Below are 18,470 nucleotides of genomic sequence, written 5' to 3'. Positions count from 1 at the left end.
AGTCTAATCTACTCAGTACTTTCTCCCTCACCAAACCTTAAACTGGCAATAATTTTGGTACAGCCTTTTTCAGATTCGATATTGAGCTCAGCACCAATTTTTTCTAAACGCATTTTCATACTGCGCATACCAATGCCCATCCCGTGGTTAAGCACACACTCCACATTAAAACCTACGCCATCATCCTGAATAATCATGACCAAGTGAGTTGTACTTGGATAATACATTTTTACATCAATATGCCGTCCTTGGCTGTGCTTCATAATATTGGTCAAGCTTTCTTCAAGCACACGAATTAAAGTCAAACATTGTAGTGCTGTCGGTTGTATTTCCCATGCCTCTGGAATGCTCCAAGTCGCCTCAATGTCCAACTCATCCATGATCTGACTAAACCGATGCCGAACAGGAGCAATCCATAAGACTGGATTATCTGGCGTTTTGTTATTGGTTAAAGAACCGCTGTCAATAATCTGTCTTAAATCATCTCGAAGCAATTTGAGGATGGATAAAAATTGTTGATTCGACATAGTGCTGGAGCTCTGATCCACCAAAATCATAGAACGAACCAGAGATGCACCCAAACCATCGTGCAAATCATGCGCTAAATGAATACGTTCTTGTAAGCGAACATTTTCAAGCTCTAATTGATGTCGAGCATATAAACTAGAGGACAGATTACTGGTCACAAAGCTCACTCGTTGCTCAAGCTCACTATTAAATCTTTGTATCTTTTTAATATTTTTATCTAATCGTGTTGCAAGAATAATCACAATAAAAAATGTGATCACTGGTGAGGTATACGGCGACAAAGGCTGATGGTCATTAATATGCCCATCAAAAAGTAGTGAAATATCGTAAAGCATAACCACAAGAATCACACTTAAACAAACCACCAACAAAATATAATCACGGCGCTTGGTCTTATAAGCACGATAAATCACAAAGCAAAATGATGCGATAAATAATGCAATACATAACAGGAAAATCACAGCAAATACGATATTGACCATCAAGCTCGGGATAAACAAGATGGTGACAATACACACTGCAGCAACTAAAAATAAGGTTTTCTCTAATTCAGCAAACTTTGTTTTCACAAAGCGCAGTAAGTAAATGGAAAAGCAAACATTGTACAAAACAAAATAAGTCAGGTTGGTTTTCATGACCCACAAGGAGTTTGGATATGGAAACACTTCTCGATTGATGACATTCCAAATAAACAACACCCAAAACAGGCAGCTAATAGAAAACCACAGAAATGTCGTTTCATTGCGTCTAAAAAACCAAATGACAAAGCACACCAAACCTAAGGTGGTGGAAATGACTAAATTGACTTGAAACAGTGCTCTCTTGTTCCAAATTCTTTTTTGTTGTTTATCATATGCTGTTGTGATATCAGAAAATTCTAGATTGCCTAAACCCGGACTTTCATAACTATTACCAACCACATAGACCCAAATGTCATTGTTTTTTTGTTTTAAGCTTTCGACAGGAAGGATCCAAAAACGCGGAGTATTCCAACTTTTAGACAAGGGTTCAACTAAATGCTTATCTTTCCAAAGTAAATTTCGATTAAAAAAAACAGCGCCTGCGCTACTCATGCCTTCCACAGAAAATGCTAAAGGCTGTTTTAACTCATCACTATCCTTACAACTCCAATGCCAATTAAAATGGTACCAAACGCCGCCATCGTAATGTGGCCAGCGTTCTGTCCACACATCAGGGTTTTTGACCTCTACCCATCCGGTCTTCGGAACAACATCGATAGAACTTGTTTTCACCGCAGAAATTTTATCGACATTCACGTTACAGGTTGGACTAACAACAAAGTTTGTTTGTGCGGAACTGGCAAAGCTAAGCACACACAAACACAGTGTGACAAAAATGCTCAGCCAGCCATTTCTCATAAAATACCTAAAGAACGCGCAGTGCTGACAGCTTTGGTTCTTTTTGAAACAGAAAGCTTTCGGTAAATATGCTTAATATGGCTTTCAACAGTATAGCGCGAAACAAATAATTGCTCAGCAATTTCGCGGTTACTCAGGCCTTGTGCCACCAAGTTGAGAATTTCAGTTTCTCGATTGGTCAGTTGGTCATAGTCCTGACCATCCAACTGCTCTACACGCTCAGTTTGGGGGGTATTTGAGGTTGAGATTTGATTTAAAATTTCGCGAGCAATAAAGGGATCAATCGGCGCTCCGCCGCGCAAAATACTCCGTATCGACATTAGCACTTCGGCATCATCACGTTCTTTCAGTACATAGCCATTCGCTCCCGCTTTAATCGAGGCAAATAAACTTTGCTGTGTACTCCATGCCGAAATCACCAAAATTAAGGCGCTTTCGTCTATCTCTCTAAGTTTTTCAATTAAGGTGATACCATTTCCATCGGGCAACCCTAAATCAACTAAGGCTAAAGAAATCGGTTGTGATGCAATGATTTGCATGGCTTCAGCTAAATTTTTAGCAAAAATCAGCATATCTTGACTATAGCCCAGCTCCGACAGGATCAGATCTAGGCGCGAGCGAATCATGGCTTCATCTTCCACGATTAAAACAGGTGCAGGCAAAACAGTTTCCTTATTTTTCACTGAAGCTTCCCCTTTTTCTTATCATTCTTCAACCACACTATACCGATGCAAGCTTGGCCTAACCTATCCCTAGAAGTAAGTAATTTATAATTTTTTCTTTTGAACAATAAGCGCTTGTTCATATTCATTTTATATACTTTAAATTCTGAAAGATATCAATCTGTATAAAATTTATCCATAATTCTAATATTGGATTGCTCCTGCGAATAATAACGGACTTAACAACAATTTATTACTTGTAGATGAAATAGAGACTTGGCACATTAGGTCTAAACAACCAGGAAGGATGCCCAGCCATATGTCTAGCCCTGCTCAATCCATACGTCATAAATTACTCAATACTTTTTTTTCCCGGCACTCCATTTGGCTACTGTGTATTTTTATTTTCTTGAGCATTTCTTTTTTTCATTATAGCCATACGCCCATCTATATTAATTATTTTATTTCGGACACTTTACTGAACAGTATTTGGCTGATCACAGGTTTACTAAGTCTTGTTGGCTTGCATGATGTTTTACAAAGTAAACATTCGATCTTAAAGAACTATCCGATTATGGGACATTTTCGTTTTATTTTTGAAGATTTCCGCCCTGAAATTCGCCAGTATTTTATTGAGGCCGATCAAGACGCACTGCCTTTTTCACGGATGCAACGTAGTCTGGTCTATCAACGTGCAAAAAACCAAAATGCAGATAAACCATTCGGCTCTATTATCGATGTCTATGCAGATAATTACCGTTTCATGACTCATTCACTGAGCCCATGCACACCTGCAAATCCTAAAACCTTCCGTATTTTGGTGGGTAATTCGCAATGTTCACAACCTTATAGTGCTTCTATTTTCAATATTTCAGCCATGAGTTTTGGCAGCCTGAGTGCCAATGCCATTCGCGCTTTAAACAAAGGAGCGCAAATGGGTGGTTTTTACCATGATACTGGCGAAGGCAGTTTAAGTCCGTACCATCTTGAGTATGGAGGCGATATTGTTTGGGAGTTAGGCAGTGGTTATTTTGGCTGCCGTACTCTAGATGGCCAATTTGACCCTGAAAAATTTGCCGTTCAAGCCAAACGACCTCAAGTCAAAATGATCGAAATCAAGCTCTCTCAGGGAGCAAAACCTGGTCATGGCGGGATTCTACCGAAAGATAAAATTTCTGAAGAGATTGCCGAAATACGGGGCGTCAGTCGCGATCATGACTGTGTTTCTCCCTCAAGTCATTCTGCCTTCAAAACTCCAATTCAGATGATGCATTTTATTCAAAAACTGCGTGAGTTATCTGAAGGCAAACCTGTCGGTTTCAAGCTGTGTATTGGTCAACCTTGGCAATTTATGAGCATTGTCAAAGCCATGCTGCATACTCAAATTATTCCTGATTTTATTGTCGTAGATGGCTCCGAAGGCGGGACTGGTGCAGCACCTATCGAACTGATAGACAATATGGGCGTACCACTACGTGAAGGCTTACTTTTCGTACACAACACACTGGTCGGTGCGGGTTTACGTGATCAGATCAAAATTGGTGCCAGTGGCAAATTGGTTAGTGCCTTTGATATTGCCAGTACCATGGCAATTGGTGCAGATTGGGTGAACTCTGCACGAGGGTTTATGTTTGCGGTGGGCTGCATTCAAGCGCAAAGTTGTCATACCAACCAATGCCCTGTCGGTGTTGCAACGCAAGACAAAGAGCGTCAAAAAGCACTACATGTGCCCACCAAAGCCGAACGTGTACTTCATTTTCATGACAACACATTAAAGGCACTTTCAGAAATGATTGCTTCAGCGGGCTTAAAACATCCTTCAGAAATTAAAGCACGCCATTTAGCGCAGCGCATTAATGACCGAGAAATTCGAAACTATGCGCAGCTACATTTCTGGTTAAAAGATGGTGAACTGCTGTCTTGTGAAAATAAAGATGAAGAAAACTTCTATTTCCGTATGTGGAATATGTCCAAATTAGAACACTTCTAAATAAAAGGAGGCTCTATCAGCCTCCTTTTTATTTTCGATAACAGAAATCACAGAGTGTTAGTAATATCCACTCGATGAACCCTGTGCATGTAAAAAGGCTGGGATTAGACCTGTTAATGCCGCACGAATATCCGAACGCTCATTGATCAATTGATGTGAACCCTCCTCCAACATCAATAAGGTCTGTAGGCGGAACTTTTCACGAATAAACTCAATGTTATAACGCCAGTCTACCGTCTGATCCAAGGCACCTTGAGCTAACCAAACTGGAATACGACAAGCTGGGCGCTGCTCCATTTCCAACATCCATTTAGACATAGCCAAAATCCAATCCATACCCATCATGCGAGGTTGTAGTGGATCTTTTAAACGAACAAAACGTAAGAACTCAGGGTTATGGTTATTCCGCCTAAAATGACGCGGCACTTGACGTTTAATCCGACGAATAATGCCTAGTCCAACCGAGTTATGCCACCAAGCGGATTTTGCAGGTCGAATGAGTGGCGACAACAACAAAACACGTTGCACATAAGGGTTTTCACGGCGTTCGGCAAATTCAAGCAAATGATGCATCAAAATTGCACCACCCGTGCTCTGCCCTATACCTAACCACGGTTGCGGCAACTGCTCAGCATGTTTAACATAACGCACCACCGCATGTAACACATCTTGATAATGATCAAAATTTTGGATATTCGCGGGTGATCCATCACTGAGTCCATGCCCTGGAAGATCATAAGTCAGTACACTAAAGCCTTGTTCAAGTAGTTCTTTAATAATGGGTTGGTATATTCCGCTATGCTCTAAATAACCATGCAACAGGCAGACTGAACCTTTAATTTTTTCAATTTTAGGTGCAAAAACTTGGACATGCAGCTTAAACAAAGGCATTTGAACATAACCTTGCCAGTGATCACAGTCCAACGCATCTAAACCGTATAAACGACGATAAGACACCATCTCCACCGATGCCTCATACGGCTGGTTTAGATTCAAAGGCATTAATAGCTGTGGTGTTGTCTCACGACTCGGCACAGGAAGTTCAAGCTGTTTGAGTACGGAAGGATTTAAAAAAGGAAGTTCAGGCATTATGGAATCTCCCTACAGTCACTCGAACCCAACAGTACATCGCGTATCGTTGCGAGCATTTCATAATTGGCACGGCGACTATGATCATAATTTTGTTCACTTGGACGCCATTGGGTTAATTGGGTCGGCATAGGTGCCTCAATCGGCTGTGTTTCGATACCATTTAAAGCAAATAAACGGCGTGTACGTGGCATATGATATTGATCTGTAATTAAAATCACTCGTGGTGCACCACCTTTTTTCTGCAACAGCAAAGAGCTAAAGCGCGAGTTTTCGCAGGTGTTCATACTACGATCTTCCAATAGTTTCGCATCGACTCCACGTGCCTTTAACCATCTTTGCATATACGGGGCTTCGACACCGCTAAGCACAATGGGGAGCTTGAACTGTTGTTCGACCTGCAATGTGGTTTCAAGACGTAATCGCGTATATTCATTCACCACAATATCTTTACGATTTTTATCTAAAGTTAATCCGCCACCCAAAACAACTATGGCATTCGGCATGTTTAATGCCGCTTTTCTCTCTTCATTTTGTGCATGTATTTGTGCAATGTCCTGATAGATTTGTTCATCTATCGGCTCTTCCTCTACAGTCTCAACTTTATGCGTTTTTAAAAAGTCGAGATAATGTTCCATCAGGGCTTTATTTTCTTTGCTATTCAGCTCTAGCAGTTCTTTGACATTTTCAGTCGGGTCAACCTCAGAACTTGCCGTCTCAACCACCAAAGGAATTTGAGGCTTTTGCTCTTTTTCTTGCTCTTCACGCTGTTCAGAAATAATTAACTGTTGCAGTGCTTTATAACGTGCCTGAATCGTGGTTAGGTTTTGCGAATTATGTTCTTTGATTTGCTCTTCCATCAACTGTAAGTACGCTTGACGAGCAATCCACAAATCAGAACCCGGTTCTAAGCTTTCTTGCTCACTGAGTGCTGCCATTTTTTGACTTTGTGCTGCAACTTCATTGACATCTACAGGGACAAAGGCATTCAATGTCGCCACAATCAGTTTAGAATAAAAAGGCGTATAAATAAAAATCATTAAACAGCCGAAAAATGCAAACAGCACCGAAGTGATTTGCATTAAACGCACCATTTTATGGGTTTTACTCATACTTTTAACGATCCTGATGAGATTGGATGAGACCCGCCGAATTAAAAAGCACAGGCTCAGGTTCCAACAAAACTTTAAATTTATTATACACATCCTGCTGTACTGCACGGTATGTGCTCTGTACATCGTTCAAATCTGCATTGGCATAATTCACTAAAACCAAGGCTTGTTTGGCAAACATCCCTACCACACCGAGCTGCTTACCTTTCCAGCCCGATTGATCAATCAACCAACCTGCTGCAATTTTAACATCACCATTCGCCTGCGGATAATGTGGCAATTTTTCAAATTGTTGGGCTAAAAGGTCATAAGCTTGCTGACTAATAATTGGATTCTTAAAAAAACTGCCTACGTTTGGAAATTCTTTCGGGTCAGGCAGTTTACTTTGACGAATCTGAATCACTTGTTGTTGTAAATTAAAAGCAGTGAGCTCATCACCCACGGCTTGTTTTAAGTCACCATAGCTAATTTTCAAATCTTCTTTTTTCAACAACTTGAAGGTCACATGCGTAATCACATAGCGATTTGGATCATCTTTAAAAATACTATGACGATAACTAAATGCACAGTCTTTAGCTTGAATATCGCTAAATGTTTTCAACTGTCGGTCATAGACTTGCACGCTTTCGATGAACTCACCGGCCTCTACACCATAAGCCCCAATATTTTGTACAGGAGATGCGCCCACGAGGCCCGGAATCAATGCCAAATTCTGTAAGCCAAATAAATGGTGTTCTGTCGTCCAAAGCACAAAGTCATGCCAAACTTGACCCGCACCGACCCGTATAGTTTTGGTAGTTGCATCTTCAGACAGGTTTTCTACGCCTAGAATGTTCATATGCACAACTAGAGCATCAATTTGTGCAGGAAGCAGCATATTACTTCCACCAGATAAAATCATGACATTCAAAGCGTGTTGCTGTGCATAGTCCAATGCTTCTACAAGCTCATCTGGACTGTGAATTTGAACATAATGAGAGGCTATCGCATTTAAGCTTAACGTATTAAAAGGTTTAAGCTGTTTTTGTGTTTCGATTTGCATGCACGAACCTTATTACTGTTCAAAGTGTTGTTTAAAAATACTGACCCACGCTTGGCTGCTCGACTCACATTGGTCAAGAACACGTTCAAAACCATCAGAGCCACCATAGTAAGGATCAGGTAATGCTTGCTGCGGATACTGCGCGTCATGTTCAGACATCAGTGCAATTTTAGCGCGGAGAGGCTGAGTACCAAATTCAGTTTGCGCTGTTTGATACAAGGCTTGAATATCATCAAAATTAAGATGATCCATCGCCAAAATTAAATCGAAATGAACAAAATCATGGGTCTGTAACTGTCGTGCGCGTAAGCTGGATAAATCATAGCCCCGTTTTAAAGCATGTTCTTGACTACGTAAGTCAGGTGCTTTGTTGGGATGGTAGTTACTGGTTCCCGCCGAATCGATTTCGATATTGAGCTGATGTGCATCACAAAAATGTCTGAGAACCACTTCTGCCGTGGGAGAACGACAAATATTTCCTAAACAGACACATAACACCTTATAGGGCGCTGTGAATGACATAACCACCTCGAAACAGCTTTATTTTCAAGTGTCTTATGTTAAGTTATTTAGAGGATGAATCCTATAGAAGTACAAAACAATATTGTTGGATAAGATATAAAAAAGGATGCTGATATGAACCAATTTCAATTTCAAACTGTGCCGAATATTATTTCTGGCTTAGGCAGCATTCAACAGCTCAGAGGCATTTTAACAGCACGTCCTTATCAGCATCTGTTATTGGTTACAGATGCAGGCATGTTAAAGCATCAGCTTCATCTTCCCATCTTAGAAATTTTAGAAGATCTCTTGCTCACTTATAGTATTTACAGTGAGGTTGAAGCGGATCCGAGTGAACAAATTGTTTTATATGCGGTTGATTATGCCAAACAGCAAAAGGTAGATATCGTTTTAGGCTTTGGTGGCGGCAGCTCTATGGATGTTGCAAAAATTATTGCCATCCTCAGCCATCCCGCACAGCAGCAAAAGTTATCAGATCTTTATGGGATGAATAATGCCCAAGCACCTCGTCTACCCTTAATTTTAGTCCCTACCACTGCAGGGACAGGCTCTGAAGTCACACCGATTTCGATTGTCACCACAGGTGAAACGACAAAGACTGGCATCGTAGCACCCGTTCTTTTTGCCGATGTAGCGATTTTGGATGCGACATTTACTGAAAACCTGCCGCGTCATATTTGTGCTGCTACAGGCATTGACGCGATGGTACATGCGATTGAAGCTTATACCTCTAAAATCAAGAAAAATCCCTATGCTGACATGTTGGCGAAACAGGCTTTAAAACTGCTGAATCAAAACCTCAGTTTGGTGCTAGAAGATGGTCAAAATTTAGAAGCTCGACAAAATATGTTGGTCGGTTCGATGTTGGCAGGACAAGCATTTGCCAATGCCCCTGTAGGTGCTGTTCATGCGCTTGCTTATCCATTGGGTGGGCATTTTCACATTTCTCATGGACACAGTAATGCCTTAGTACTGACAGAGGTTTTAAAGTTTAACCTCCCCCAAGCCAAGCAACATTATGCGGAACTGATCTGCTGGCTCGACCCAAAAAGTACAGGCTGTACCGATGGTCTTTCTGATCTTTTCGTCGATCATATGCAAAACCATTTGGACCGTAGCGGTTTAACCTTAAAACTCAAAGAATTGAATATTTCTGAACATAGTCTAGACCAGCTTGCAACCGATGCCATGTTGCAAACACGCCTACTACAAAACAACCCAAGAGAACTAGAGTGGCAACAGGCACGCGAAATTTATCAAGCCATTTACAGCTAAACCATATAATTAACTTAGGCTACTTATAAGATGATTTTTAAGGATGATATCGATGAGACAAGCTGCAAAGACACGTGACCAATTTCATTATTTTCTACCGATTCAAACACGTTGGTCGGACAATGACCTCTATGGCCATGTCAACAATGTCACCTACTATAGTTATTTTGATACTGCCGCAAATGCCTTACTGATTGAAAAAGCAAATTTTGATATTCACCAATCCCCTATTATTGGTTTAGTGGTCGACTCAGCATGCAGTTTCTTACATGAGTTGTCTTATCCTGAGATTATTGATGTTGGTGTGACTATTGCCAAAATAGGGAACTCTTCACTCACTTACGAACTTGCCATTTTCAAATTTGGTCAAGAAACTGCTTCAGCTCAAGGACATTTTGTTCATGTCTTTGTAGACCGTGAAACACGCAAAAGCACCCCGATTCCATCTGAAATGCGGAGTGCTTTGCGCCACTACTTAAGCCATGGCATTACTTAAGTTGGATATTCTGCAACTCACCATCAAAAGTTTGTACAAGGCCTTTGACCGTATCTTCGTTTTGCAGTAATTCATGCGCACGTTGAAATGCTCTTTGCTTGCGCTGCGCCTGCATGGTGTACGGGGTAATTGTTTCAACTTCTGCATATTTCACATCAAAACGCGTCTGAGGCCATTCAGCTTTGAGCGCATCTTCCAAGACATGACGTAACTGGGTGAGGAGTTGCTCATAACGCTGCGGAATCATAAACACAGACTCGGCATTAATTTGCCCAGCCATTAAACCTTGCTGAGCCAACTCTTGTACCGCGGGTGATAAGCCACTGCTTCTGAACCAGTACTCCCACTTCTCCACCGTCCACTCACCGACTAACTGCTGCGGTTGAAGTTGTAAAATATCTTGTGGCATTAAATCGGCTGATGCAGTTGAAACCTGTTCAGGTTGAACGGGCTCTACAATAGCGGCAACAGTTTGCAGGCTTTCATTTTCTACAACTTGGGTGTCCTGTACACTATCAGCAGACAGCACTTCATTTGCTAAATCAAACGACTTCGCTTGCACAGCAGGTTCAGCTATTACTGCGGCAGGTTCAACGGATGCGTCATTTTGAGTTTCTAGGTCTAGCGGTACAATTTCATCAAATAAGAAATCATCACTATTGGGCTCCTCGTCATGAGTTTGCGCATTAAATTCGTCTGCTTCATCTAAATCGAACAACACTTCATCGCTTGAAGGATCGAATACGATTTGATCAGATTGCTGAGATGCATCCACTGGTGGTTTATTATCTTCGGCGCTTTCTGAAACATCCACCTCATCAAGTTCAGGCTTAAACTCAGGTTCTGCATTCTGAGTTATTGCAGCATCTTCAAATTCTACTTCAACATCTGCGCCTTGAGCATCTTGCTGCAAAGCCGTTTCTGGATCAGAAGTCAGTATTGCCGTTTGTTGTACAGATTCAACTACAGCGCTATTGGCCTGAGCCACCAGCACTTCATTCGGTTGTAATGGACGGAACGCCAACATACGCAGCACCGACATTTCAAAGCCTTGCTCTTGGGTGACTGCTAGCTGTAATTCAGCACGTCCTTTACATGCAATTTGGTAATAAAGTTGTAAGTCTTGCGCAGCAATTTGCTGAGACAATTGCATGATTTTTTTATTAATTTCAGCACTATATTTGAGACTAAGTTCTGGCAAATATTGTAGCAATGCCAATTCATGTAAAGTCGAAATCAGCTGATCCAAAACTAAAGATACATCCAGTGCTTGCTGGCGGAATTGCATCAGCAACTCACTCACCCGTTGTTTTTGGTTTTGATGTATCGCAAGGATCAGATCATAAATAATGGTACGGTCGATTAAACCCAACATTTCTTTGACATCTTGGTGCTGGATAGCGCCCTGACCGTAAGCAATCGCTTGGTCTGTCAAAGAAAGTGCATCACGTAATGAGCCTTGGGCAGACTCTGCAATTTGCCAAATCGCATCTTGTTCGGCTTGGATGCTCTCTTTATTTAAAATATTACCCAGATGCTCAGTAATTTCATCTACAGCCAAAGGGCGTAATGTAAATTGCAAACAGCGCGAGATCACGGTAATTGGGAGCTTTTGCGGATCTGTCGTTGCAAAAAGGAATTTCACATGTTCAGGCGGTTCTTCCAATGTTTTGAGTAAAGCATTAAAAGAATGCGTAGACAGCATATGCACTTCATCGATCAAATAGACCTTAAAACGACCTTGCGTCGGTGCATAAGGAACATTGTCTAAAAGCTCTCGCGTATCTTCAACTTTAGTCCGCGATGCCGCATCAATTTCAATCAAGTCAATAAAACGGCCTTCATTCACGGCGGTACAGGTTGGGCAAACTTCACATGGTGTCGAAGTCACACCTGTTTCACAGTTCAAGCACTTCGCCAAAATACGGGCAATGGTGGTTTTTCCGACCCCACGCGTTCCTGTAAATAAATAAGCATGGTGCAAACGCCCGCGCTCTAAAGCACTGGTTAGTGCTCGAGAAACGTGGTTTTGACCCACTAGCTCATTAAAATTGCGAGGACGATATTTCCGTGCAAGTACTTGATACATGTATGCTCCTTTTTATAGGCCTAAGCATACTGTTTTTTTGCCAAAGAGTGAATGAATTACTTCACTCCGTTCTCGCATTTCTAAGCTATAAAGCTGATTTAGATCAATAATTCAAAAACCATTAGCTCCATTTTTATCCCACTCCCTATCTCAAGCTATTTATGTATTTAGATTATAGATTTGAAATAAAGTGAGAGCTTTGGAAAAGTAAAAAGATGTAAATATTAAAATGAATTTCTAAAATACAGATATTTAGAAAATTAAGTTGGTTTCACCAAAACAAAATCACTCTGCATTTGATATTTTTTTCCAGTCACATCTTCACGTATTTCTAAAACACGATCTTCTAAATCGACATAAAGCAAGTTTCGCGTTGTCACGTTCACTAACTCTACCTTGTGCTGATCTTGAGCATTAAAACGAAGTGCTCCAGTCAAAGTTTCGATTTCGTTATGCCCACTCAAACTTTCTCGTTTTAGGGTATAGGTCATGTTTTCATGCAGCTCTAGTGCTACTGCCATACCCGGACAGTCTTCACAACGGGACAAACACCCCATACACGGCGTTGTCCCCTGATAACTCCCAACCCACGCAGGAATAATCTGCTTTTGTTCTGCCACTTGAAGTTTAGACTGATCATGTTGCGTTTGATTCGCCTCGGAACAACCTAACAATAATCCTGTAGCAACCAGCGGGATAAGAATGGGAGTCTTCATGTCACAAATATTCAAAACCTAAACCGCGACGAACATAACATATTTTAGACGATGACTAAATCTCAGACTTGTCAAAACCAGCCTTTTTTGCCTGTTAAGACCGCATCTGCGCAGCGTAAACTTTCTTGGCTCAAAGCCCAAAGTCGATAATCCCCAGTTAAAGAACCTGTAGCAAAGTTATGTGTATAGGCAAAACTTAAGCCTCGCTCACTATCGCCCCAAGCCCCTGAACCATTAAAGCCCATATGACCAAAACCCTGCTCTGCGGTTTTTCCTAAAGTTAATATACGGTGATATCCCAAGCGCCAATGCATAGGTATCGGCATCACGCGATCTCGATAGGTATATTGCACTCGACTCAATTCAGAAAACACATCAGGGCAAATCAGCTGCTGACCTTCCCAAATCCCTTTTTGAGATAGCATCGCATACACTTTGGCTAAACTATTGGCTGTAAATACACCATTTGCAGCAGGAATGATCGCCTGAATCGCATCATCATGATAAAAACTGACCTTTTTCATGCCTTTGGGTATCATGCCATCTTGAAAGTCTTGTGGATCTTGCCCTGACCACTGCATCGCTTTATCCAGCAATGAAACTTTACGCACCTTCGTTGGACTTTTCTGATTTGGTTGGACAGGTACAGGACGAGTAATAGGTCTCGCGATACGTTTTAATTCAGCACTGGGTGCACCAAAGTAAGCCCCATCAAGTTCAAGTGGCTTAACTAAATAGGTTTGAAAGAGTTCAGTTAAAGGTTTCCCTGTTGCTTTTTCCAAAGCACCACCGACTAGCCAACCAAATGACAAAGGTTGATAGGCAGCATCTTCACCAATTGCAAAACGAGGTTGTGCCTTTTCAAATACGTCTAACATATGTGCCCAATCCAACATCTCTGTTGCATCGGCAATGTTATTACGAATATCAAATAATCCGCTTTGATGACTTAGCACATGTCTTAGCGTCATCTTCCCTTTGCCATTTTGGGCAAATTCAGGCCAATAATCCGCAATTGGTTGATCGTAGCTCAGCACACCTCGACTGACTAAAATATGCGCCAAGGTTGCGAGCACACCTTTGCCTGTCGAATAACACACCGACATGGTATTGGCCTGCCAAGGAGAATCTACCGCTGCTAAACCAGTATAGATATCGACAACTTTTTCACCTTGAAAATATAAAACACAGGCTGCACCACCATATGCTGAACGAGCATCCTGTAAGCAGCTAAAGAGATGGGCAATACTTTGAAAACGTGGGTCAACATAGCCTTGATAATGGTTCGGATTCGCTTGTAAATATTGTTTTAAAATTTTCATTTACACATCCTTGTATTTTTAAGCGGACATAAAAAAGCCCAGTGTAATCTAAACTGGGCTTTTTAAAATTATAGTGCTTTGACCTGTCCCGTCACATGCGGTTTTTGATTCTTACTATTTCGAATGAAGAAAGCTGTATTTACACCTTCTGTCGCAGTCATAAAATCGACTGTTGACGGTAAATACATCGGCAGTTTAAACCAAACATCTGCTTCATAAGCATCAGGCAATGTGATCGAAGCCAACACTCGGGCCTTACTCCACATGCCATGCGCAATGGCCTGTTTGAAACCAAAAGCTTTTGCTGTCACCGCATGAATGTGGATCAGGTTGAAGTCGCCCGAGGTCATTGCATAACGACGGCCTGTGTTTTCAGAGACTTCCCAGACTGCATTTGGCTGATAATCTGGAGTCGTTGGTTCAACTAATTTTGGTGCTGTTTTACCATCGGTCTTTTGACGTGCTAAATACGTGGTTAAGGCTTCAACCACCACTTCATTGCCAACTTTCACCGTGGTAATGAAATCGAACTGAACACCTTTATCATGTGGTTCAAGCGCACCATATTTACATGATAAAGTGAGGGTTTCATTGACGCCAACTTTACGCATTTGTTTAACTTGATTGCGAATATGCACCAAACCTAAGACTGGAAATGGAAACGGCTCTTGCCCCATCATGTGCATTTGTAAGCTTTGCGATAATACAACCAAATAAATCGCAGGAATATAACCATTATTTTTAAAGCCACACACTTGGTTATAAGCTTTCAAATGTTTTTGATCGACGTTAAAAGAATCCACCACATACTCAACCTGCGGTAAGAATTTTTCACCTTTTGGTTTTTTAAAGATCAAACCTTGAATTACTTTTGGATAAGCCATATATGGTTTTGGAAGTTGACTAAAATGGCGAGTCTTCATACTGAACCTTTGAGAAGTTTTTATTTCAATATTTTTGAAAGCTCCTTCTCCCCCCAGGGAGAAGGTTGGGATGAGGGAAATGCCATCCCATTTATAATATAAAGAATCTATCCCCCTCTAAAGGAGAGATAAATTCAAGCTTTTAAATTAAGCACCCAACAAGCTTTGACCACAAACGCGTACCACGTTGCCGTTTAAACCAGTCGATGCTGTCGCTGCAAATAAAGCAATAGTTTCAGCAACATCTACAGGCAAGCCACCTTGGCTCATCGAGTTCATACGGCGACCCGCTTCGCGGATTGCAAATGGAATCGCAGCAGTCATTTGCGTTTCAATGAAACCTGGTGCAACCGCATTGATAGTAATGCCATTCGTCAACGTTGGAGCAGTAAATTTAACTACACCAATGACACCTGCTTTCGACACAGCATAGTTGGTTTGACCTAGGTTACCCGCAATACCTGAAATAGATGATACACAAACAATACGACCATTGGCATTTAAACCGTCATTCGCAAGTAAATAATCATTTACACGTTCAATTGCAGACAAGTTAATGTTAATCACCAAGTCCCAAAGCTCAGGCTTCATATTTGCCAAAGTTTTGTCACGAGTAATACCTGCGTTATGCACGATGATGTCTAAACCACCTTGAGCAGCTGCCGCAGCTTTAATTTTCTCACCAGCATCATTTGCAGTGATATCAATCGCCAGTGTTGAACCACCGATCTCACCTGCAACACGGTCAAGATCTGCTTGCTGCTGTGGTACATCTAAACAAATCACATGCGCACCATCACGTGCCAAGACATGTGCAATCGCTTCACCAATACCACGGCTCGCACCTGTCACTACAGCAGTTTTACCGGCCAATGGTTTAGCCCAGTCTACATCTACAACATCAGCTTTAGATACGCGAATCACTTGACCAGAGACATAAGCAGAACGTGGAGATGCTGCAAAACGTAAACTTGACTCAAGATTTGCTTCTGCACCTGCATCCACATAAATCAAATGTGCTGCAATCCCCTTTTTAAATTCTTTACCGACAGACTTCACGAAGCCTTCAAGCGCGCGTTGTGCAATCGCTTTTTTCACGCTACCCGCAGTTTCAGGGGTAGTACCTACCACAATCACACGACCAGAAGCAGCCACTTGACGTGCGATAGGGTTAAAGAAGTTATATAACTCATTGAGTTGTTCTGATGACTCAATGCCAGATGCATCAAAAATAACAACTTTGAATTTAGACTCTTTGTCGCCTGCATTAAATGCGCTTAAGTTTAAGCCCACTTGAGCCGCAACTTGTTGTAACTGTGCATTGTTACCTGCATAGCTATTGGCATGAACATTTGCCAACACTTGCGCAATTGCACCTGATAATGAACTGTTTGCTGCTGCACCCAGTAAAACAGCACCTTTAATCACAGGCATTGCCGACTCAAAACGGTCTAAAAAAGTTGGTGCAGGTAAACCCAAATTTTTAATGACAAATTTACCAATCGGAGATTTTGCAAAAGTTTGGTATTGATCAGTCATGTTTTTATCTCTCATACAAATTAATTGTTGATGGATTCAAAGATATCCTTTTAACTTCAAAGTGATGTCTAGAGTCTTATATTTCAATAGTTCCATCGGTTTCTATAGAATCATACTTGAGTTATAGATGATATGTCTTGACCTGAAAGCCTGTTGCAATGTCATTCTAGTCAATTCAGCCCTTTTTATAATATGCTAATGTACACCCTAAGAATAGATTAACATGCTTGGAAAAGCCTTATGAGCAAAACAACTCAAGAAAATCCAGCAGTGGAAAATTCTGCTACGGAAACTGTGTCAAATACATCAAAAAGTACACCGCGTAGAACTAAAAGTACTGGCACAACAACCCAATCAGTAAATAATACGACTAAGCCGACTCGCACCCGTGCTGCGTCAACTCGTAGTAAAAGCCCCGCTTCTTCTACAAATGCTTCAAAACCAAAAACTCAAACTGCTGTTCAACAGGATCAAACCATGAGTCAAAACACTGTTCGCCGCGTGGCTATTATCGGTGGTAACCGTATTCCTTTCGCTCGCTCAAATGGCGCATATTTCACCGCTTCGAATACAGATATGTTCACAGCAGCGCTAAACGGTCTTGTTGAACGTTTTAACCTTCAAGGTCAACGTCTTGGTGAAGTTGTTGCTGGTGCTGTTCTTAAGCACAGCCGTGACTTTAACATGACCCGTGAATGTGTACTAAACACTGCACTTGCACCAGAAACACCTGCTTACGATATTCAACAAGCATGTGGTACTGGCTTACAAGCAGCTTTCTTAGTTGCCAACAAAATCGCACTGGGCCAAATTGAAGTGGGTGTGGCTGGTGGTGTAGACACGACTTCTGATGCACCAATTGCATTTGGTGATGGTTTACGTAAAGCATTGCTTGAACTCAACATTGCAAAAACGGGTAAAGACCGTTTAAAAGCTTTAACTAAAATCAACCTAAAAGACTTGATGGATGCGCCAAAAAATGGTGAGCCACGCACAGGTCTTTCTATGGGTGATCACCAAGCGATTACTGCGCTTGAATGGGGTATTGCACGTGAAGCACAAGACGAACTTGCTGCATCTTCACACCAAAAAATGGCTGCGGCTTACGAAGAAGGTTTCTTCGATGACCTAATCACACCATTCTTAGGTTTAGAGCGTGACAACAACTTACGTGCTGACTCTACTGTTGAAAAACTTGCTAAGCTCAAACCAGCTTTTGGTAAAGGCGATGCGCGTACCATGACCGCGGGTAACTCAACCCCACTTACGGATGGTGCATCTTGTGTGCTTTTAGCGTCAGAAGAATGGGCCAAAGCAAACGGTCACGAAGTGCTTGCTTACTTAACCTTCCAAGAAACGGCTGCTGTTGATTTCGTTGAGAAAAAAGAAGGCTTATTGATGGCACCTGCTTATGCAGTTCCACGTATGCTTGAGCGCGCTGGCATTAAACTTCAAGACTTCGACTACTACGAAATTCATGAAGCATTTGCATCGCAAGTTCTTTCAACGTTGAAAGCTTGGGAAGATCCAAAATTCTGTAAAGACCGTTTAGGTTTAGATGCTCCACTCGGTTCAATTGACCGTACTAAACTCAACGTAAAAGGTTCTTCACTTGCAGCAGGTCACCCATTTGCCGCAACGGGTGGCCGTATCATTGCTACTGCTGCGAAGCTGATCAACCAAAAAGGTTCAGGTCGCGTACTGGTTTCAATTTGTGCTGCTGGTGGCCAAGGTGTAACGGCAATTATTGAAAAATAATTAACTGTTTTCACTTTTGAAAAAAAGA

At 41.6% G+C, this 18,470-nt stretch carries 15 protein-coding genes; 4 read left to right on the top strand and 11 right to left on the bottom strand.

Translation table 11 applies throughout. The annotated features are described in order from the left end of the window. Positions 1-8 precede the first annotated feature (8 nt). Together GVX98_RS05740 and GVX98_RS05735 are read right to left on the bottom strand one after the other, a co-directional pair. The gene (locus GVX98_RS05740; protein WP_159127495.1) at positions 9-1,907 is read right to left on the bottom strand and encodes a 7TM diverse intracellular signaling domain-containing protein; all 1,899 of its coding nucleotides are present in this window, start codon (positions 1,905-1,907) and stop codon (positions 9-11) included. Beyond that, on the bottom strand, positions 1,904-2,590 hold the full coding sequence (locus GVX98_RS05735) for a response regulator transcription factor (protein ID WP_004696942.1): 687 nt from the start codon (positions 2,588-2,590) through the stop codon (positions 1,904-1,906). Before GVX98_RS05735 ends, GVX98_RS05740 begins: the two co-directional genes overlap by 4 nt. 298 nt (positions 2,591-2,888) lie before the next feature. On the opposite strand from GVX98_RS05735, the gene GVX98_RS05730 reads away from it, so the two are divergent. After that, entirely contained in the window at positions 2,889-4,559 is a 1,671-nt protein-coding gene (locus tag GVX98_RS05730) for an FMN-binding glutamate synthase family protein (RefSeq protein ID WP_159127494.1), read from the top strand. Between the two features lie 57 nt (positions 4,560-4,616). Here GVX98_RS05730 and GVX98_RS05725 read toward each other — a convergent pair whose 3' ends face one another. From GVX98_RS05725 to GVX98_RS05710, 4 genes are read right to left on the bottom strand one after another with little or no spacing between them, the layout of a single operon-like run. Further along, positions 4,617-5,648 (bottom strand): alpha/beta hydrolase, encoded by a 1,032-nt coding sequence (locus tag GVX98_RS05725; protein WP_004696940.1) that lies wholly within the window; start codon positions 5,646-5,648, stop codon positions 4,617-4,619. Next, positions 5,648-6,760 carry a YdcF family protein gene (locus tag GVX98_RS05720; protein ID WP_159127493.1) on the bottom strand — a complete coding sequence of 371 codons (1,113 nt, stop codon included), beginning with the start codon at positions 6,758-6,760 and terminating at the stop codon, positions 5,648-5,650. Before GVX98_RS05720 ends, GVX98_RS05725 begins: the two co-directional genes overlap by 1 nt. 4 nt (positions 6,761-6,764) lie before the next feature. Next, the gene (murB, locus tag GVX98_RS05715) at positions 6,765-7,802 is read right to left on the bottom strand and encodes a UDP-N-acetylmuramate dehydrogenase (protein WP_159127492.1); all 1,038 of its coding nucleotides are present in this window, start codon (positions 7,800-7,802) and stop codon (positions 6,765-6,767) included. Positions 7,803-7,814: 12 nt separating this feature from the next. Beyond that, complete coding sequence (locus GVX98_RS05710; protein WP_004984748.1) at positions 7,815-8,324, bottom strand: low molecular weight protein-tyrosine-phosphatase; 510 nt, start codon at positions 8,322-8,324, stop codon at positions 7,815-7,817. Between the two features lie 114 nt (positions 8,325-8,438). On the opposite strand from GVX98_RS05710, the gene GVX98_RS05705 reads away from it, so the two are divergent. Both GVX98_RS05705 and GVX98_RS05700 read left to right on the top strand, forming a co-directional pair. Continuing rightward, positions 8,439-9,599, top strand: a complete 1,161-nt coding sequence (locus GVX98_RS05705) for an iron-containing alcohol dehydrogenase (RefSeq protein WP_159127491.1) — start codon at positions 8,439-8,441, stop codon at positions 9,597-9,599. Between the two features lie 52 nt (positions 9,600-9,651). Beyond that, complete coding sequence (locus tag GVX98_RS05700) at positions 9,652-10,095, top strand: thioesterase family protein (protein WP_004696935.1); 444 nt, start codon at positions 9,652-9,654, stop codon at positions 10,093-10,095. Here GVX98_RS05700 and dnaX read toward each other — a convergent pair. The 5 genes from dnaX to GVX98_RS05675 all read right to left on the bottom strand — a co-directional run bounded on the left by dnaX (position 10,088) and on the right by GVX98_RS05675 (position 16,684). Next, positions 10,088-12,184 (bottom strand): DNA polymerase III subunit gamma/tau, encoded by a 2,097-nt coding sequence (dnaX, locus tag GVX98_RS05695; protein ID WP_159127490.1) that lies wholly within the window; start codon positions 12,182-12,184, stop codon positions 10,088-10,090. The two genes, GVX98_RS05700 and dnaX, sit on opposite strands and share 8 nt — an antisense overlap. Positions 12,185-12,444: 260 nt before the next feature. Then, positions 12,445-12,900 (bottom strand): copper resistance protein NlpE N-terminal domain-containing protein, encoded by a 456-nt coding sequence (locus GVX98_RS05690; RefSeq protein ID WP_159127489.1) that lies wholly within the window; start codon positions 12,898-12,900, stop codon positions 12,445-12,447. A 71-nt stretch (positions 12,901-12,971) separates the two neighbouring features. After that, on the bottom strand, positions 12,972-14,222 hold the full coding sequence (locus GVX98_RS05685; protein ID WP_004984767.1) for a serine hydrolase: 1,251 nt from the start codon (positions 14,220-14,222) through the stop codon (positions 12,972-12,974). 68 nt (positions 14,223-14,290) lie between these two features. Then, positions 14,291-15,145 carry a MaoC/PaaZ C-terminal domain-containing protein gene (locus GVX98_RS05680; protein WP_159127488.1) on the bottom strand — a complete coding sequence of 285 codons (855 nt, stop codon included), beginning with the start codon at positions 15,143-15,145 and terminating at the stop codon, positions 14,291-14,293. 147 nt (positions 15,146-15,292) lie between these two features. Beyond that, positions 15,293-16,684: a 3-oxoacyl-ACP reductase gene (locus GVX98_RS05675; protein WP_159127487.1), complete on the bottom strand. Its 1,392-nt coding sequence runs from the start codon at positions 16,682-16,684 to the stop codon at positions 15,293-15,295. A gap of 240 nt (positions 16,685-16,924) precedes the next feature. On the opposite strand from GVX98_RS05675, the gene GVX98_RS05670 reads away from it, so the two are divergent. Next, positions 16,925-18,442 (top strand): acetyl-CoA C-acetyltransferase, encoded by a 1,518-nt coding sequence (locus GVX98_RS05670; RefSeq protein ID WP_078388861.1) that lies wholly within the window; start codon positions 16,925-16,927, stop codon positions 18,440-18,442. Positions 18,443-18,470: the final 28 nt, after the last annotated feature.

Source organism: Acinetobacter sp. 8I-beige (genome assembly GCF_902505955.1).
GTDB lineage: Bacteria > Pseudomonadota > Gammaproteobacteria > Pseudomonadales > Moraxellaceae > Acinetobacter > Acinetobacter johnsonii.
Note: the sequence above shows the minus strand (reverse complement) of the source record. Positions and strands in the feature narration are given on the sequence as shown.